This window comes from Facklamia miroungae (genome assembly GCF_012396555.1).
GTDB classification, from domain to species: domain Bacteria; phylum Bacillota; class Bacilli; order Lactobacillales; family Aerococcaceae; genus Facklamia; species Facklamia miroungae.
The window spans coordinates 196,868-215,812 of record NZ_JAAXPS010000001.1; the positions used below are offsets into that span (position 1 = coordinate 196,868).

The following is an 18,945-nucleotide window of genomic DNA, read 5'->3' on the forward strand; positions in this document are numbered from 1 at the left end:
ATGAAAGAGTATTTAGTCATCGGAGCAGGCCGTTTCGGCCGTAGTTTAGCTGAGAATTTAATGAAATTAGGACACGAAGTGATTATCATCGATAATAACGAAGAGAATGTAAATAAAATCTCACCCTATGTAACACATGCGATATGCGCAAACATCAAAAATATCGAAGTGTTTCACGAACTAGGATTGGCTAATATTCAAACCGCAATTATTGCGATTGGATCAGATTTAGAAGCTTCGATTCTAGCTACCATTACTTTAAAAGAAATTGGCGTCAAAACAATTATAGGAAAAGCTTCTACTGACTATTATGCTAAAGTACTTAAAAAAGTTGGCATCGATAAGGTAATCATACCCGAAAAAGAGAGTGGTCGTAAGTTAGCATACAGCCTTTCTTCTAAGAACTTGGTGGACTATTTTAATATCATTGATGACTATTCTATTTTTGAAGTAACGGTCCCACCAACCTGGGTCGGGAAGACAATTATTGAATTAGATATTCGGGCCAAGCACGGTTTTAACATTGTCGGTATTATTCGAGAATCCGGTGAGTTCATCGGTAATCCTGAACCGCATTCTGATATTTTGGCAGGGGATATGTTAGTAATCCTTGGAACTTCAAAAGACTTTATGACCGTTGAGAAAATAATTAACGGAAGCTAATCTAAAAATGGATTCTAATATCAATTTATTAAAACAATCTAATCTTATTAGGTTGTTTTAATTTTTATTTTCATATAATTTATGTGATTCACGGTAAAGATGTCCCTTTATGAGAATGAGATGTTAAATAATAGAGAATTTCAGTATAAAATATGATATAATTGTTATACTAATTTTAATCGAGGTGGTATTTATGAAAAAAATCTCAATCATTTTTTCAAGTGCATTATTACTATCTAGTGTTGGTACTCCTCTGATGCAACAATCTATATACGCACAAGAAGCGGCAAATACTTCTCAAGCTTATAATGAAAATGTACAGGGAATAGCACTTGAAATAGTTAATCAAAAAGAAAAATTAGAAGAATTAGAACATACGGTTTTAGGGACTCCCTACGAAGATCTCCTAAATAAAAGTTTTGATATTTTAGAAACGGTCATATCAGATGCTACTGCTATAGCAAAAGGCGAGGGCATAAATCCTGAAACAATTTATGCGTTAAATTCAATCGGACCACGTCTAACTGCAATTACTGAAGTAATTGAGGCAATTGATTACTCCGTTAATCATTTGAATAATAAAATAATTGATGCCCACCATATGATGGGATTAAAGATAACACATCTTACATACACCCTGTTGAATCCGCTCTCTTCAAACGCCAGCATTGAAAAATTAATTGCTGAATTGAGAGAAACTAAGCGCAAGGCAGCTTCTTTACCAGATTTAAGTGAAAAAGATACAGCAACTATTTACTCAAAAGCGAAATTAGATAAAGCGATTTGGAATACGCGTTTTATTCGGGATGAGAAAATATTAGGTAAGATGGATGCCGATGTTTATCATTCTTTAAATCGCGCAATCACAAAAGCAGTAGGGATTCAACTTGATCCAAAATCAACAGTTGGAGAAATCGACCAAGCGGTTGCTGAAATTGAAAGTCAACTTAAACAAGCCTTACAAGGTAAAATTGTAGAAGTCACCAAACGTGACCGTGTAGCGGATCACAAGGATGATCTTCTAGTAATTAAAGATAAAGAAGAGCAAATTAAGCATCTAAAAGAAGTGTTGGCTGGTACAAATTATGAAAGTATCATTGAAAGAGCTTCAAAATTAGTTGAAAACATCAAAAAAGAAGCCACGCTTGAAGCAAGTGTAGCGGGAAAAGTCCCATTAAAAGTTGATACAATTGGAAGTCGTATTGAAGCATTAGTAACGATCATTGATGGTATTGTTTACGCAACTACTGAAGCTACTAATAAAGTCAGTGATGCTCATAAAGACATGGGATATACAATCACTAAAGCTTTAATCACTTTAGCAGACCCATTCTCTTCACAAGCATCAATCGATCATCAAGTACAACAAATCTTAGATCTAAAAGAGGGAATTAAAAATTATCCAGATTTAACTGAAGATGACATTGCAACTATTTATGTGAAAGCTAAACTAGATAACGCCATTTGGAATACACGTTTTATCAGAGATAAAAACATATTAGGCAAAGTTCCTTTTGAACAGTATAATGATCTTAATAAAACAATTACCAAAGCCGTAGGTGTTCAGTTAGATCCAAAATCAACTGTCAAGGATATTAATTCATCCGTTCAACAATTACAAGAAAAACTTCAATCCATTTTAGGTTATGAAGTGGGATCAATCGTATCTAAAGATGTGGCACTTCCAGAAATTGTCAAAGATCATAAGGTTGCTTCAGATCTAGAAGAATTAGAAATTGAAAAAGATAAACTTGTGAAAATTTCTGAAAGAGTTCTTTCTAAAAAATATGAAAAATCATTAGAACAAGCCTTTAAGTTAATTGATAAACTTGGCGACGAGTTAGATGGAATCAAACAGACAGACACGGTCTTTGCACTAAATACCATCGGGACACGTATGAATGCATTAAAAAATATTATTGAGTCAATTGATTATGCAACCAGTGAACTCAAAAATAAAGATATAGCTATACATAAAGAATATGGATTTACTATCACAAGAACACTAGTTGCTTTATCAGACCCATTTGCTTCAAAAGAAAAAATTGAAAAAAGAATTGCTGAATTACTAGCTTTAGAAGAGAAAGCAGCGAATACACCAGATCTTAATTTAGACTCTCGTGCTAATATTTATGTTCAATCCATCCTAGATGAAGTGATTTGGAACACAAGATTTAGAAGGGATAAAGAAGTTCTCGGTAAACAACCTTATGAAGTATATTCTAAAATCAATGCCACACTTACTAAAGCAGTTGGGGTTCAATTAAATCCAAATTCTACTTTAAGAGATGTCTATTCAATGATTAATGAATTAGAATCATTATTTGATGATAAGACAACAGAAACTGATGAAGAGATTGCATCTGAAGTAATTGCTGAAGAAGAAACTACCATCGAAGCTCTTAACGATGAAGTTGCAGTGGATGCATTGATTGATACTGATGAAGAAACTGTAGAAGAAGTTATTGTCGACGATACAGACGATACAAGTGAAAAGGTTTCTGAAGAGCTTTCGACTAATGAAGTGATTGAAGAAGAAATCACAGTGGCTGAACAAACTGAAGAAACAACCGTTGAGGAATCAAAAGTTGACGATGAAACTGAAGAAGCCCAACTTGATACTGAAGAAACAAGTATTCAGGATGAAATTTTAAATGACGTCCCAACGGAAGAGACAACCGTTGAATCAGTCCTATAATTATAGTTGTTCAGCATAGTTACAAGCCCAATAGAGAAAATCTATTGGGTTTTTCTATTCCATACATTCTATTTATCTGAGTTTACATAATATACATTATCTTATTTATTGAGAAGTTCAATAATTAAATTCTTCAAACTGGGACACTTTTTTTTCGAGAAATGGTTGTTACAAACTTTGAAGTTAGGATTATTTTTTTAGCACGATCTTTTCCCTTATTCATTCTTTCTAAAATTAAATTTCTCTCAAATTAAGCAAACGCTGCAAACACTATGAAGATTAATTTTTCCTACCGGAGTGTTATCAATTATACCCATACTAATTACGTTAATTTTTATTTCTCTATCTAATAAGTCTTCAATAATTGATAAATCATCTTTAGTGGAACGAGCTAATCTATCAAGCTTACATAAAACAAGAGTATCCCTATGCTTTAATTCTTTCATAAAATTTTTAAAACCAGGGCGGTTTGTGTTTGTGCCTGTATACTTATCCTAAAAAATTACATCGCAAGATTCTTTTTTTAATAAATCCAATTGCCCCTTTAGATCCTGGCCAAAACTAGGAACTCTTGCGTGACCAATTACTCTTTCTTCCATTTTAAATCTCCTTTTATTAATTGAATTTTGTCATTAGAGAATTGTCACTAAATGAACCTTAATTTAACAACGTTACGATATCCACGGAAATACTGCACAGATTTGTCACTATAGAAATAGTAACGTGCATAAAAATGTTTGTACACAAAAAAAGATATCATTTCGATATCTTTAATTATTTTTATTTTTTCTATTTAAATATAATAAACATTTGATAATTTTTAAGTTAACCCACTCTCGGAATTCTAAAAAATATTTATTATTTTTATAACTAATTGATTTAAAATACTTGAAATATAGAATTAATAGAATGATTATTATATTGAAACTTATATATATTGCTTTATGAAGATTCACCATATTAATTCCTAGACTACTCAAAGTAATAGAAATTGGTTCGTAGGAATAAAGAACCGATAGAATTAAAGATATTATAGTAATAAAATTATTCATTTTTTCTAATGAATATTGTACCAACATATCGTTATATTTCCTAGTAAACTCTTCGTTTTTCTTAAGTATTTTAGTCTTTGCTTCACTTTCAGTTTTTTCCATTAGCCAATGATGAAGGTTTATAAGTGTATAGTATTTACTATTTATAACTGAATTTTCGTTTCTCCAATTCATAAATTTAAACTTATGAGCCTTAATTAGATTCTCTCTAGAAATATTAAAATCATAAAATACCCTATTATACTCTAATGTAGAAAAATTTTTAAAAATACAATTTATAATTACAGAGGCTATATAGCCTTTATGACTAATGAAGAAGTAATAATTCAAATATAAATCTGAAATTTCTTTACTCCTATTTTTTAGATCTATTCCATATACTTCTGCAAACAATTGTTGCATATCTTTGTTAGAATCTATTTTGCTTTTACTAAAGAAATTTAATGCTCTAAATTCATTAGCAAAAATCATCTTACTTTTATAAACATTATAAGAATATTTTTCATAGTATGATTTAACTGTTTCTTCTGTAAAAACTTCATCAAAATTATAAAATAATAAATCAACTATTTTTCTTTTGAATGAGAAAGAAACTGGTTTGTTATCAAATTCATATGGTAATTCCGGAAATTTATTAAAATAAAAACTTTCAAAGTTTGTAATTAAAGGATCAATTCCTTCAACGCTAATTAACTTTTGTATAATATCAGCATATTTATCTATTGCATCATAAATATTTTTTATATCTTCTATTTCGTTATATTTATATGGCTCATTTAGATTTGAATTTTTAAAAAATAAACTTGGTATATAAGAATCAATTGTGTGTGAGTATAAATTTTCTGAAATTTTTTTGAGATCTATATTATTATAAAATTCTGAGAAGGTTAATATAGCCAATCCAGAAATAAAAATTTTTAAATTAACATATACTATTTCTTTTTTTTCTGTGTTTATATCTTTATAAAACATTGGATGTAATATAAATGAATATACATTTTGTGCAAAAGATTCAGAATATAAATCTGTATATATGGTTTGATATTCTGCAGCATCAATTAATTGAATTCTTAATTTATCCTCTAAGTCAATAGAATCCTCACCGAAAAACTCTTTATACGATTTAAAAGCATGAGAATAATACCTTTCATTAAAATTAACTTCAGAAGGATATTCTGTCTGTGAAATGAATATATTAGTTTTATTTATTTTTTCTTGAATAATTTTGAAAAAATCAACATCGGAAAAAAACTTATCTGGATCAAATACTCTAAAAGCAAAGTACCTTTCTTTTAAAAAAGTTGTCGAGTTATCTTTCATATCTCATCTATTACTCCTCTAATCTTTTTTTTAATTAATAATTAAACTTTTTACGTTATTAAAAAATGGACTGTAAATTAAAATTTACTATTAATGAGAAGATTTTAAATCAAATCATGCAAATTAATAATAAATGTATTTTTAACCATTGTAAACCGAGTCAAGTCCATAATCTTGTGTAAAATACTATACAATGTTTCTACGCTTTCTTGTAGTGTTTTTTCATTCCGTTGGTAATGCTCAAACACCGTCGGTGAAAAATCGCCATCACGCGTCCTCGGTACCTTTAAGCGAAGTGTGCCTACTCGCGTTGTAAAGTCTCGTTCATAGTAGCCATTTCTTTGGCTCTGACGACTTTCTGATCGTTCGTAGTCATCCGCTTGAATATATTCTGTTCGTTGATTCTCCATCAACTGATTGAATACTGTCGTCAAAATGTTTTTAGATACATCCTCTTTTACCGAATGTTCAATAATGCTTTGAACCTCTTCGCTATTCAGTGTAAAATGTACTTGGGTCATGTAAAGTCCTCCTGGGTATGTTTTTGTGGTTAAAAACATTGTACCGTAAAAGGAGCTTTATATGGCCTTTTATCTTTTACACAATTATATGGACTATATCTTTTACTTATACTCTATATTTATCTAACAAAAAATATACCGAGAATTTCTCGGTATATTTTAAGTTGAATCATATTTAAGTTATTATTTTAAATTGTTTACAATTAAATCAACATTATGACGACACATTTCGATAAATTTATCTCCGTCTTGACCTTCAGGTGCTAGTGAATCAGAGAAAAGTTCTTGTCCTTCTCCACTCACAACTTTAACTTCAAAACCTTTAGAGGCACAAGCTTCTTTTAATTTTTCCATCCGTGCTGGGTCGGTTGTTGATTCAGCAAAAATGGCTTTTATTTTGTTTTCAACGATAAAATCAACAGTATCATCAATATCTTTATTGGAAACCTCAGAATCAGTTGTTACCCCTTGAGGTGCACGAACGGGAATATTATAAGCTCTTGAGAAATAATTGAAAGCATCGTGTGGTGTAATTAAGAAACGACTTTCTTCTGGAATGGAAGCAATTTTTTCTTCTAATTCCTTATCTAAGTCTTTGAGTTGCGCTACATAATTATCAGTATTCTCTACAATTGCAGCTTCATTATCTGGCATTAACTCAATAAGGGCTTCAGATGCTCTCTGAGTAGCTTGTTGATAGAGGTTTAAATCAAACCAGAAGTGAGGATCGACTGCCATTCCTCCATCATCATCCATTACCCCTACCTCATTCGGATCGAAGTTTTCTGAAACTGCCACTCCAATGGGTTCTAATTGTTCAATCATTTTTCCCTCGAAATGCAGACCATGGTATAAAACAAGATCAGCTTCTTTTAATTTTTGCAAATCTTGTGGTCTAGGTTCATATAAATGTGGATCTTCACCTGCAGGAATGATCATTTCAATCGTTACAAAATCTCCCGCTAAATTACTAACCATATCCCCTAAGAAAGAGGTGGTTACTGTAACAATCGGCTTATCTTCCGCTGCAACACTCGAAGCTAAACCAACTGCTGACCCCATAAATAATGCCATTGCGAAGAGAAACTTGATAAACTTTTTCATACTACATTCTCCTTTTTTAGGTCACCCTAATTTATTTTGTAAAGTTAGTATATAACAGTAATAATTACATGTCAATGAATTTTTAGGTTAATCTAAAATAAATGGGCCTATTTAATTTTTTGCCTAAATTTTATAGCTTTCAACCTTTCATTCCTTTTTTAAACAATGACAAATTGTCTTTAAATTATTAACACATCTCCCATCTTGTCTTCATTCGAAAACCATGAATCGAAAGAACCCAAACCCTATCACGGGCTTGGGTTCTTATGTATAAATCGAATTGTAGGATCATTGGTAGATAATTTACTTAAAGTTTGTATCTTTCTTTAAGCGACTCTAGTCTTACCTGACCTTTTGAAGTCAATTGATAAGTGTCTTTTGGAATGTCATGATAGACTTCATCATTTTTTATCAAACGGCTTCCTATTTTTTCAATTTGTTCTTGGGTCCATTGTAAATGCTCTTTCATTGACTGGAAGCCTGCTTCACTCATTTCATTAGCTGTATTTCTATGATTTGCTAAGTGCATAATAAATAATTCTTCTTTTAAAGCTTGCTTTTGTTGACCCTTGCGAATCATTTGGGTAATAAAACCATTTTTATTAAATAAGAATGTCAATCCAAACGTGATTCCTGCAATGGTCGCTGTCATACCTGAAAGTGAAACGTTTAAGCCTAAGCCGATAAAATAACCCAAAACGGAGTTAAAAGTGGCGTAAAGACAGGCTACAAAAAGCATATGATTTAATTTTTTCACAATGAGATAAGCTGAAGCAGCTGGTGCGATTAAGAAAGAAATAACAAGAATGGCACCTACAGCATCAAAAGCGACAACAGTTGTGATTGAAGTTAACAGCATCAAACCATAAAAGAGCATGATCTGGGTAAATCCAGCTACTTGGGCAAATTGGGCATCAAAGGTTGTAATTTTCAATTCCTTATAGAAGATAATAATAAACAAAGCATTAATGAGTAACATTACACTCATTTGAACAGCTGACTTAGCGATCGAAATACCAAAGACTTCCAAACGAGTTAATGAAGCCATTCCCACATCCCCCATTAATACAGCATCTGTATCAAGATGGACGTTCCCACCATATTTAGTAATTAAAATGACGGATAAGGCGAAAAAGAGCGGATAGACAACACCAACAGCATCATCATTTTTGATTAAGCCTGTATTGGACAAACTTTCTACGCCCCAGACAGTAAAAACGCCAATCAGAGCGGCACCAATTATTAATAAGGGTGAGGTTAAGTCATGAGCGATAAAATAAGCTAGTACGATTCCTAATAATACTGTATGAGAAATTGCATCTCCTAACATCGAAAGATTTCTCAATAAAAGGAAGCAGCCAATGATCGCACAAGCGATAGCTGTCAGCACCAGAATAATCAGTGATTCATAGGTGATATCAAATAATAGTAAGATATTATCAATCATTGATTTCTCCTCCTTTTTTTGGCATTAGTGTTTTTTGAACAATCCCCTTTTTACCGAAAAGCATTGAGAGTAAAGCGACGATTGATAAGATTAGAATAATAGTTGGACCCGTACTCATCCCGTTATATTTGGTAGATATATAGGTTCCAATCACGGCAGATACACCGCCAAAGATGCCTGAAAGGATTAAAACTCTCTCAAAACGATGAGTCCATTGCATCGCTGCAATTGAAGGTACAATCAGAATTGAAGCAATTAGAATGGTTCCGACAAGTTTTAAGCCTACAGCAATTAAACTCATAGTCATGACCAAAATAATACTGTATAGAATAACAGGTTTAACACCCACTGTCTTAGCATATACTTCATCAAAGACAAACAACTTAATTTCTTTTTTGAAGAGGATTAAAATAAAGATCGAAACAATAGCAACAATTAAAATAATTTTTAAATCATTTTCCATAATGTAAGAAGCTTGACCAAAAAGATAATTTTTTAATCCGGCTTGAGAAGCTCCTTTAAAACGCGGATTACCAGAAATATTACTCTTTAAAACCATACCAAAACCAAAGAATGATGATAAAATTATGGCTAGAATTGCATCTAACTTAAGTTTAGAATGCTGATCAATAATTTGAATTAAACCGTAAGCCAAGCCCCCACTAATAACAGCTCCGATCATCATGGTCATGGTGTCTTTTGAAAGTGTCAGCATAAATGCTAAAACAATTCCGGGATAAGTTGCATGCCCAATCGCATCTCCTATCAGCGATTGCCCTTTAAAAACACTCACCGCCCCTACTGCTCCTGAAGCAGAGGCTAAAAGAAAAGTAGAAAGTGCAATTAAGATAAAGGAATAACTAGTTAAAATATCCACTTTAAATTTCGCCTCCCCAAGTCATGTTCGCTTTAACTAAATTATCATGAACAAAGACTTCTTCAGTTGGTCCTGCTGCAATGAGACGCTTATTTAAAATAATAACATGGTCAAAATATTGTTTAATAGTGTTCAAATCATGATGAACAACAATCGAAGTATGACCCTTTTGTTGGATCCGCTTGACAAAATCGATAAAGATTTTTTCGGTCCGCTTGTCCACTCCTGCTAAGGGTTCATCCATGAAGTAGATCTCTGCCTCTTGAGCAATTGCTCGTGCGATAAATACGCGCTGTCTTTGACCACCTGACAACTGAGAAATTTGGCGGTCTTTATACTCATAAATACCAATCTCTTTTAAGGCTTGATGGGTCTTTTCATAATCAATTTTACGCGGCCGTTTAATCCAGCCTAGGTGGACATATCTACCCATTAAGACAACATCTTCTACAGTGGTTGGGAAATCCCAGTTGACTTCACTGGCTTGGGGAATATAAGCGACTTTATTTTTTATTGCATCAAAATTTGTTCCCATAATCGATACTCTTCCTGAAAGAGGCTTTTCTAATTCTAAAATCCCTTTAATTAGAGTAGACTTACCAGCCCCATTGGGTCCGATAATAGCGGTTCTTGATCCTTTCATAATTTTAACATCAATATCCCAAAGAACAGGTTGTTCTTGATAGGCCATTGTTAAATCCTCGACTTCGACGATAGTATTTGACATAATTCTTCCTCCTCTATGATGTAACAGAAAATATGCCGAGAGATTCTCGGCATAACTCCTGTTTTTTCTTCCTTATTTTAAATTATCAACTATTAAATCAACATTATGACGAACCATCTCGATATATTTATCTCCTTCTTGACCTTCTGGTGCTAAGGAATCGGAGAAAAGCTCTTGTCCTTCACCTCTAATTACCTCAACTTCAAAGCCTTTAGCCGCACAGGCTTCTTTTAACTTTTCCATCCGAGCCGGATCAGTTGTCGATTCAGCAAAAATAGCTTTGATTTGTTTTTCAACGATAAAATCAACGGTGTCATCAATGTCTTTATTAGATACTTCGGAGTCTGTTGTAACACCTTGCGGAGCACGAACAGGAATACCATAGGCTCTTGAGAAATAGTTGAAGGCATCGTGTGGTGTAATAAGATAACGGCTATCTTCTGGAATAGAGGCGATTTTTTCTTTAACCTCTTTATCTAAGTCTTCCAATTTCAAACGATAATCTTCTAAATTTTGCAAAATTTCATCTTTATGGTCAGGGACTAACTCAATTAAAGCTTCTGAAGCTCTTATTGTCGCTTCTTGATACAAATGGATGTCGAACCAAAAGTGAGGATCGACGGCCATACCTGAATCATTATCCATGACTCCCACTTCACTAGGGTCAAAATTCTCAGTAACCGCTATACCAATTGGTTCAAGAATATCAGCCATTTTCCCTTCAAAATGCAAACCATGATACAGCACTAAATCAGCCGCTTTAATTTTTTGCAAATCTTGTGGGCGGGCTTCGTATAAGTGAGGATCTTCACCAGTAGGAATGATCATTTCAATCGTTACAAAATCCCCTGCTAAGTTATCAACCATATCATATAAAAATGAAGAAGATACTGTTACAGCTGGTTTATCCTCAGCAAAAATAGGAGAAACTGTACCTGCAAGGGAACCGATCATCAAAATCATAGTGAATAAAACTTTAATAACTTTTCTCATATCAAAACTCCTTTTTAGGTAAATCTAATTAATTTATAAGTTAAGTATATTATTTTTTTTTGAAAAGTCAACTTTTCAGCTTTTTTCTGGCCCGTCAGGTCCTACACTAAAGGGTCTATTTCTAATAAAAAAAGAGCGCTCACTTTTCCAAGTGGTCGCTCAATCAATTATCGTTTCTGATATAATCCATATAACCTTGCTAAATCTTGATAGACTGCCTGATAAGTCTCGCAAGTATCGTTGGGAACTTCAAAATGATTGCTAAGGTCATCCATTTCTTCTAACAAAACACCTACTTTTTCTTCATTATCGATGTTATCTAAAATCATCTCGTAGTTGGCGCGCACATCATAGACTTCCGGATGGTGTGATCCATGGACTTTGCAGATAGCGTTAAGGTAAGTGGATAACTTATCCTCATTTTTTAATAGAAATGCTTTCCACTTCATTTATTTTCTTCCTTTCTTTGGCTTTATTTTATTTTCACCTTATCAACGGTATAGCCCATTGCTTCAATTTTTTCTTTAATTTTATCAATGGAAGTTTTGGAATCATCGAAGGCTAATTTAACTTTACTGGCATTAAAGTAAACCTTTACCGAATCTTCGTCCACCCCGTCACTTGTCTTAACTGCCGTTTCGATTTTGGTCAAACATGAGGGACAGGCCAACGTTTCTAAATTCATAATTGCTTGTTTCATATAATCGCTCCTTCTTTCTTCTTAATGATAGTTTAACTTTATAGGGATCCAATTTCCTTGATACAGATCAAGTTTTACTTGTTTTTAACTTTAAACCGTAAAAGTCTCAAAGCGTTTAAAATAACTAAGAGAATACTCCCTTAGTGAATCAACATGCCCAGTGACATAGACATCCACGGACTAAATAATAAAAATCCAATTAACAATAAAACAACTGTTAAAGCAATCACTATGTTTTCCTTCATGTTTAAGTCTGTGCGTTTACTTAATAAATAAGCGTGAACGAGATGCTTGAAGTCAGATTGAACCAGAACGACATCCGAGCTTTCAATGGCTACATCTGTCCCAGATCCCATGGCAATACCGACATCTGCCTTGGCTATTGAAGGACTATCATTGACCCCATCACCAATAAAGGCAACCTGACGACCTTGTTTTTGTTGTTCAACTAAATAGGCGGCCTTATCCTCTGGTAATAAATTACCCATCGCTTGGTCTAATCCTAATTCTCTTGCGACTAAATCAACGGTTGCTTGATTATCACCTGAAGCCAGGACTAAACTTTTGACACCTGATTTTCGTAATAAATCAAGATAGGTCTTAATGCCGGGTCGAATCTGGTCCTTAATGCCTAAAAGAAGTACAATTTCTTGATCAACGGCCATTACCACAATCGAATGACCAGTTCTTTCTAGCTGTTGACTATCTAATTTGACATTATCTGATATTTTTAAGTATTGACTTTCCATTAAAGCCAACTTACCGATTAAAACACTATGGCCATCAATTCTTGCTTTAATTCCTTTTCCTTTGATAACATCTGTTTGACCGACTTTCCTTTTCGGTTGTACGTCTTTGTAATGATTAAGGATAGCTAGTCCTAACGGATGGTCTGACTCCTTCTCAACCGCAACCAAATACTCCAAATAATGATCTTTAAACAGTGGATAACTATATGTCTCATTTACTTGTGCCTTACCTAAGGTCAAAGTCCCCGTCTTATCAAAAAGCATAGTATCCACCTTAGCAAAATTTTGAATAACTTCTGAGCCCTTTAATAAAAAACCATTTTTAGCTCCATTACCAATTCCTGCCACATTGGAAACGGGGACTCCAATCACTAAGGCGCCTGGACAACCAAGTACAAGAATCGTAATCGCTAATTCAATATCTCGCGTGATTAAACCTACCAAACCACCAATTACCAGCACTAAGGGGGTGTACCATTTAGCAAATTGATTAATAAACTGCTCAGTTGTAGATTGACTATCCTGTGCTTCTTCAACCAATTCAATAATCCGACCAAAAGTTGTGTCCTCCCCTACTTTATCCGTACGTATTTGTAGGGTGCCATTTTCAAGAATTGTCCCAGCAAAGACTTGGTCCCCCACTGACTTCGATAAAAGGACGGATTCGCCAGTGATCGATGCTTCATCTAAAGAGCCTTGTCCTAGAATGATGGCACCATCTACTGGAACCTTCCCGCCTGTTTTTACCAAGACAATGTCTCCTTCGTCCACAAAATCAATAGCTTCTTCTTTAAATTCGCCGTCTGCTTGTTGGACCCAAGCAAGGTCTGGGGCCATTTCCGTTAAGGCCTTAATAGAGGACCGGGTATAATCTAAGGTCTTGCCTTCTAACCAAGCGCCAAACAAGAATAAGAAGGTTACAATGGCCGTCTCTTCATAGTTTTGGATCATCAAGGCCCCTATCGCTGCAATAGAAACAAGAACATCGATTGTAATTAACTTAATTTTTAGAGACGCGATCGCTTGGATGAGAATGGGCAGTGTTCCAATCACTCCTGCTATTAATAAGCCCCATTGAGTATAAGTCTCACTTAAACTAATAAAATTGATAATCAGAGCTAGACCAATTAATATCCCTTGAACCACCATCAAATTATTTTTGTTTTTTAGAATTTTAACAGCAAATGGTTGCATGCTTCATTCTCCCCTCTTCCTTTATCTTGACTCAAGCTTAACCCGACTATGAAAAGAAAACCTTGACCCCGGTCAAGTTTTAAGATAAAAAAAGCTGACTATCTAATTTTAAATAGTCAGGGAATAAATCTTTAGGCTTTATAAAATAACAATTCGTCTAAATCTAAAATTTCAATTTGCTTAGGAGATAATTGGTGGATAAGACCTGCTTCCTCAAATTCTTTGAATTTGCGGCTCAATGTTTCAGGACTCGTGCCTAAAAAAGAAGCGATATCTTTACGCGACATATCTAAATTAACTACAATCGGTCCTTGATTTTTGTCATCAACTTGGTCCATCAGATAAGAAATCAAACGATTGCCGACCTGCTCAATGGAAACTTGTGTCGTTTGCTTTTCCGAATTTTCTAAACGATTGGACATCTCGCCCAGTAATTTAATTGCAATTTGTGGGAACTCCAACAAAAATTTATTAAAGTCAGATTGTTTCAGCATACACACTCGCGTCTTTTTTTGGGCTTGCGCATAGTCTTCATGCGGAACACTTTCATTAAAAATAGTCCGTTCACCCAGAAAATCACCGGGACGTAAGATTTGAAGTAACTGTTCTTTACCCGATTCCGCAATGCGGAAAACACGGATGGCTCCCGAGTGAATAATATAAAGGGTGTCCGTTTGATCGCCTGCTTGAAACAGAAATTCACCCTTTTCTAAGTCTTTCCGGATGACCTTCTCGCCAATTAAGTCCATCGAATGATCATCCAAATGATTGAGGATCGGGACTTGTCGAATACATGCATGTTCGTGAGACATTCAATCACCTCTTCCTTTCACAATTCGAATAAACCCATAATGATTAACTTCTTCTCATAAGTTTAACCAAACTCTTATCAAAATCCAAGTTGGAGGGATTGTTTACTGGATATGAAAGCGTTATACTTTTCTTTGAAGAATTAATGAGGAGTGAAAATATGAAGAAACTATTACTTATCAATACCGGTGGCACGATTGCCATGTCCGAAGATCAAACCAGCGGAAAGGTATCCCCCTCATCCGAAAATCCAATTATTACCCAGTCCTCCTTTTTTAATCAATTTGCCGATATCACTGTAGAGGATTTGATGAATATTCCTTCTCCCCATATGAATGAAGAGATGATGCTCAACCTTTCAAACTATATTCAGTCCGTTTGTGAACAGTATGAAGGGATAGTAGTCACTCATGGAACAGACACAGTCGAAGAAACGGCCTATTTCCTCGAATTAACCTTAAAAATTGAGATCCCCGTTGTTTTAACGGGTGCGATGCGTTCAAGTAATGAAATCGGATCAGATGGTCTAGCTAACCTCAGATCCTCCATTTTTGTCGCACGTGATGACAAGTCACGCGGAAAAGGTGTCTTAGTGGTGATGAATGAAGAGATTCATACCGCTACTTATGTAACGAAAACACACACCACTAATGTAGCCACCTTCCAAACCCCAACCTTCGGCCCTATCGGATTGATTTCTAAAAACCAGGTCATTTATTTCCAAGAATCCCTTCATCGGGAATATTACCCACTTAACTCAATTAGCAAAAAGGTTGCACTAATTAAAACATACGCCAGTATGGGCCCAGAACTTTTCCAAGCTGTTTTAGACAACAATTTTGATGGTTTAGTCATTGAAGGTCTGGGCGCTGGGAATATCCCACCGGAAACCTTACAACCCATCCAAGAACTGCTAGACAGGAAAATTCCGATCGTAATGGTGTCAAGGGCCTTTAATGGTGTCACAGAGGACGTTTATGATTATGTTGGTGGAGGAAAACAACTTAAACAAATGGGTATTATTTATGCACAAGGTTTGAGTGGCGTCAAAGCTCGACTTAAGTTGTCAGCCATTTTAAATGCTGAGCAAAAAGTCGATATTGCTGCTGCTTTTCATCTTTAATGATTCCCAATATAAAAATAGGCCTCCATCCGTTAGACAAATCGGTTGGAGGTCTTAACTGATAGTGGAGAGACAATTTTTCATGAGTCTGCCGTTACATCTCGATATTTTTCAGGATTTTTAGCTAATTTGTGAGAGACATAACTACATGTAGAAGTAATTTTCCGCCCTTCCTTTCGAGCTTTTTCAACCATGGCGTTAAATAATTCACCAGCAAGGCCTTTTCCTTGATAGGTCGGATGAGTAAAAGTGTGAGTTACCCAAATTTTATTGCCTTCAGTTAATTCATACACCATTTGTGCCAATGCATTTTCCTGATCGTCAATAGCGACCAATCTTCTTGAATCATCCTCAATTCTCATTTAATCCCTCTTTTCGCTCAAAATTTATTCTCTATAATTATAGCTCAAATGAAAGCGTTTGTAATCTGAAAAGACTCATTTTAATAGAGGCTTACTATTTCAACCCAATTAAAAAACACTCCTAAGACTTAATCTAAGTGATAGGAATGAAAAATGATTCAAAAAATCATATTAAGCTGTAAAATCAAAACGTGTTCCAAGATCTGCTGCTAAAGCACGCTGATACACTTCATAGGCAACCGCCACATCTGTCGCGCCGATCCCAATGGGAATGCAGATAATCCGCTGTTTTTCGGGATTGATCTTATTGCTCGGGCCCTTTGATAATTCAGCCAAACTAGCGGTAATGTCTTCTTCAGCTATTTTACCCGCCTTATAAAGTGGCTTAAGAATTCCCCGGTTCAAAGCTTGACTCACATGGTCGACTACAATGGCATCCGATTGATGAATTAAGTCATACTCAATTTCTTGATACGACCCCATAGGGAAAACTATCGTCCCTTTTTTGACCCACTCTTCTTTAATCAGTGCGACTTTAGAAGGAGTTAATGTAAATACAGCATCGGCTTGACAGGCTTCTTCTCCATTCTTGCATACTTTAATCTCTGTTGAAACATACTTTTGCATATCGGCTTTAAACTTTTCAGCCGAATCCTGATGAATATTCCATACCCTTAATTCTTCAATTTCAAATACCGTCGAGATTGCGTGAGTCACCTGTCTAGCTTGTTGGCCAGCACCAAACATACCCATCGAAATTTTGGGTTTGTTGAGCATGTATTTTAAAGCAACGGCCGCTTGAGCTCCAGTTCGTAAGTTAGATATACGTGTTCCGTCCATAACAGAAATAAAATTGCCCATACGCGCATCGACTAACATGATCATGGCTGTGATAAAAGGAAGTCCCGCTTTGGCTCGTTCGCCTGCAAAACCTCCGACAAATTTTTGACCAGCTACTTGAACTGACCCCAAATAGGCAGGCATGGCATTGAGAAAGGCTTCGTGAAAGGGCCAACCTCCCATTTCCCCCATATCCAACGTAACTTTACCTGGATTAATCACCTTATCTTCAGCAAATTCTTTAAAAACACAATCAATAATTGCAACTGTTTCTTCCATCGTAATCAGTTGCTTAATCGTCGTATCATTAATCAATAAACTTGATTGTTGCATTCTATTCACCCCTTTATTTTATTGTATCATAGGATAAGCGAATCCTATCATTTATTTGCCGCTTATATAAATTTATATTTTTTAAAATTTCTATTTGGTATCCGGATATTTTTCTTTCATATATTTAATGTTTGTTTGAATCATTTCTTTTAAGACCTCCTGGTCGATATCCGCTAACTTATTAATATAAAGACAAGACTTACCATGGGTATGTTTGCCAATACGATCAAGGTATTCTTGATGGATATCTGAATAGGGAATTAAGACATAGAGGGAAATTTTATGACCCTTGCCAGGAGCAAAGCCAGTTAAGGGAGCAGACCCACTATGACCTGATGCATAAACATAATCATAGCGTCCAAAGCCAATGATTGAAGAACCCCACATTTTGGCAGAGTAACCTGTTGTTTCTTCAAATAGTTCGAGTAGTTTGAGAGCCTCTTCACGTTTTTGATCTTTTTCAATTTTTTGAATAAAAGACCTCACATTGGTCGTATTTTCTTTTGTTTTTGCTTCATAGGCCATTTAATTTACCACCTCTTTAATTCAATTATACGCTTTCGCTAGATAGAGACCAATTTTTTGACTTAAGTTGCCATTTGTCTTTTAAGGGACTAAAATAGGATTAATAGAAAGGAGTGAGCCGGTGCGAATTTTTTACAAGAAAGTCTTTAAGCTTGCCCGCTTAGCAGGTAAGATTCTCCTCGAATCCAATGCCGAAGAACACCGAGTGGAAGACACTACCTTGCGCATACTGCAAACAACGGGTCTGGATTCCCCTTCTACCTATTCCAATACAACGGGCCTCTTCCTCTCCCTTACCGATACCGAGTTAATTGAATATAGTTTCTCCGATATTGTACGTATTAACCAGCGACGTAATAATATCCAACATATTGTAAAGGTCAATGACATTTCAAGAGCTTATGTGGCTGGCGAGATTTCAGTGGATCAAGCTTATAATGAACTCAAAAATATCCAACCCGATAATTATGGGTTTCTAGTTAAATACATCAACTTAGGGCTGATCGTTCTCTTTGTGATTCTTTTCGGCGGGAACGCTAGTGATATGTTAGCAGCCTTTTTCGTTGGTGCTGTCCTCTTGGGACTTGAATACTGGCGTAAAACAACTTATCTCACTGACTTTTTCTTTAATATTATTTCGATTGCAATCGGTTCTTTGATTATTAAATGGTTAGATACCGCCTTCCCAGCAACGATCCATCCCATCCTCATTCTTGGGGCAATAATCATGCCTACCTATCCGGTTGCCTCTGCGACTAATGCCATGCGTGATATTCTCAAAGGTAATAATCTTGCCGGTATCATCAAAGGTCTTGATGCCGTGATGGTAATCATTTCTTTAACGATCGGTTATACCATAAGCATTTTATTGAGCCAGCTTCTATTCCCATTCTTAAGTTAAACAAAA

16 protein-coding genes and 3 pseudogenes are annotated in these 18,945 nt (G+C 35.0%); 4 read left to right on the forward strand and 15 right to left on the reverse strand.

All coding sequences use genetic code 11. The features are described from left to right. Entirely contained in the window at window positions 1-663 is a 663-nt protein-coding gene (locus HF969_RS01015; protein WP_090288909.1) for a potassium channel family protein, read from the forward strand. Window positions 664-856: 193 nt separating this feature from the next. Beyond that, window positions 857-3,361: a CAMP factor family pore-forming toxin gene (locus HF969_RS01020; protein WP_090288910.1), complete on the forward strand. Its 2,505-nt coding sequence runs from the start codon at window positions 857-859 to the stop codon at window positions 3,359-3,361. Window positions 3,362-3,606: 245 nt separating this feature from the next. On the opposite strand, the pseudogene HF969_RS10150 reads toward HF969_RS01020, so the two are convergent. From HF969_RS10150 to HF969_RS01080, 12 genes and pseudogenes are all read right to left on the reverse strand, one after another. Then, a pseudogene (locus HF969_RS10150) lies at window positions 3,607-3,843 on the reverse strand (recombinase family protein); the annotation flags it as partial. A 288-nt stretch (window positions 3,844-4,131) separates the two neighbouring features. Beyond that, window positions 4,132-5,733 carry a hypothetical protein gene (locus HF969_RS01030; RefSeq protein ID WP_090288912.1) on the reverse strand — a complete coding sequence of 534 codons (1,602 nt, stop codon included), beginning with the start codon at window positions 5,731-5,733 and terminating at the stop codon, window positions 4,132-4,134. A gap of 188 nt (window positions 5,734-5,921) precedes the next feature. Continuing rightward, window positions 5,922-6,254: pseudogene (locus HF969_RS01035) on the reverse strand (transposase); the annotation flags it as partial. 183 nt (window positions 6,255-6,437) lie between these two features. Continuing rightward, window positions 6,438-7,358, reverse strand: a complete 921-nt coding sequence (locus tag HF969_RS01040) for a metal ABC transporter solute-binding protein, Zn/Mn family (RefSeq protein ID WP_090288913.1) — start codon at window positions 7,356-7,358, stop codon at window positions 6,438-6,440. A 307-nt stretch (window positions 7,359-7,665) separates the two neighbouring features. After that, window positions 7,666-8,805, reverse strand: a complete 1,140-nt coding sequence (locus HF969_RS01045; RefSeq protein ID WP_090288914.1) for a metal ABC transporter permease — start codon at window positions 8,803-8,805, stop codon at window positions 7,666-7,668. Beyond that, window positions 8,798-9,682, reverse strand: a complete 885-nt coding sequence (locus tag HF969_RS01050) for a metal ABC transporter permease (protein ID WP_090288915.1) — start codon at window positions 9,680-9,682, stop codon at window positions 8,798-8,800. Before HF969_RS01050 ends, HF969_RS01045 begins: the two co-directional genes overlap by 8 nt. 1 nt (window position 9,683) lies before the next feature. Further along, complete coding sequence (locus HF969_RS01055; protein ID WP_090288916.1) at window positions 9,684-10,409, reverse strand: metal ABC transporter ATP-binding protein; 726 nt, start codon at window positions 10,407-10,409, stop codon at window positions 9,684-9,686. Window positions 10,410-10,481: 72 nt separating this feature from the next. Continuing rightward, window positions 10,482-11,402 carry a metal ABC transporter solute-binding protein, Zn/Mn family gene (locus HF969_RS01060; RefSeq protein ID WP_090288917.1) on the reverse strand — a complete coding sequence of 307 codons (921 nt, stop codon included), beginning with the start codon at window positions 11,400-11,402 and terminating at the stop codon, window positions 10,482-10,484. 167 nt (window positions 11,403-11,569) lie between these two features. Continuing rightward, on the reverse strand, window positions 11,570-11,851 hold the full coding sequence (locus HF969_RS01065) for a hypothetical protein (RefSeq protein WP_090288918.1): 282 nt from the start codon (window positions 11,849-11,851) through the stop codon (window positions 11,570-11,572). 23 nt (window positions 11,852-11,874) lie between these two features. Then, window positions 11,875-12,102, reverse strand: coding sequence for a heavy-metal-associated domain-containing protein (locus HF969_RS01070; RefSeq protein ID WP_090288919.1), 228 nt, complete (start codon window positions 12,100-12,102; stop codon window positions 11,875-11,877). Between the two features lie 74 nt (window positions 12,103-12,176). Then, window positions 12,177-14,045 (reverse strand): annotated as a pseudogene (locus tag HF969_RS01075) (heavy metal translocating P-type ATPase). 131 nt (window positions 14,046-14,176) lie between these two features. After that, window positions 14,177-14,857, reverse strand: coding sequence for a Crp/Fnr family transcriptional regulator (locus tag HF969_RS01080; protein ID WP_090288921.1), 681 nt, complete (start codon window positions 14,855-14,857; stop codon window positions 14,177-14,179). Between the two features lie 158 nt (window positions 14,858-15,015). Here HF969_RS01080 and HF969_RS01085 point away from each other — a divergent pair, with 158 nt between their 5' ends. Then, entirely contained in the window at window positions 15,016-15,978 is a 963-nt protein-coding gene (locus tag HF969_RS01085; RefSeq protein WP_090288922.1) for an asparaginase, read from the forward strand. Window positions 15,979-16,058: 80 nt separating this feature from the next. On the opposite strand, the gene HF969_RS01090 is transcribed toward HF969_RS01085, so the two are convergent. The 3 genes from HF969_RS01090 to HF969_RS01100 all read right to left on the reverse strand — a co-directional run bounded on the left by HF969_RS01090 (window position 16,059) and on the right by HF969_RS01100 (window position 18,038). After that, the gene (locus HF969_RS01090) at window positions 16,059-16,340 is read right to left on the reverse strand and encodes a GNAT family N-acetyltransferase (protein ID WP_090288923.1); all 282 of its coding nucleotides are present in this window, start codon (window positions 16,338-16,340) and stop codon (window positions 16,059-16,061) included. A gap of 171 nt (window positions 16,341-16,511) precedes the next feature. Further along, window positions 16,512-17,513 (reverse strand): ornithine cyclodeaminase family protein, encoded by a 1,002-nt coding sequence (locus HF969_RS01095; RefSeq protein ID WP_090288924.1) that lies wholly within the window; start codon window positions 17,511-17,513, stop codon window positions 16,512-16,514. Window positions 17,514-17,603: 90 nt separating this feature from the next. Then, entirely contained in the window at window positions 17,604-18,038 is a 435-nt protein-coding gene (locus HF969_RS01100) for a DUF1801 domain-containing protein (protein WP_090288925.1), read from the reverse strand. A 121-nt stretch (window positions 18,039-18,159) separates the two neighbouring features. On the opposite strand from HF969_RS01100, the gene HF969_RS01105 reads away from it, so the two are divergent. Then, complete coding sequence (locus HF969_RS01105; RefSeq protein WP_090288926.1) at window positions 18,160-18,939, forward strand: threonine/serine exporter family protein; 780 nt, start codon at window positions 18,160-18,162, stop codon at window positions 18,937-18,939. Window positions 18,940-18,945 lie beyond the last annotated feature (6 nt).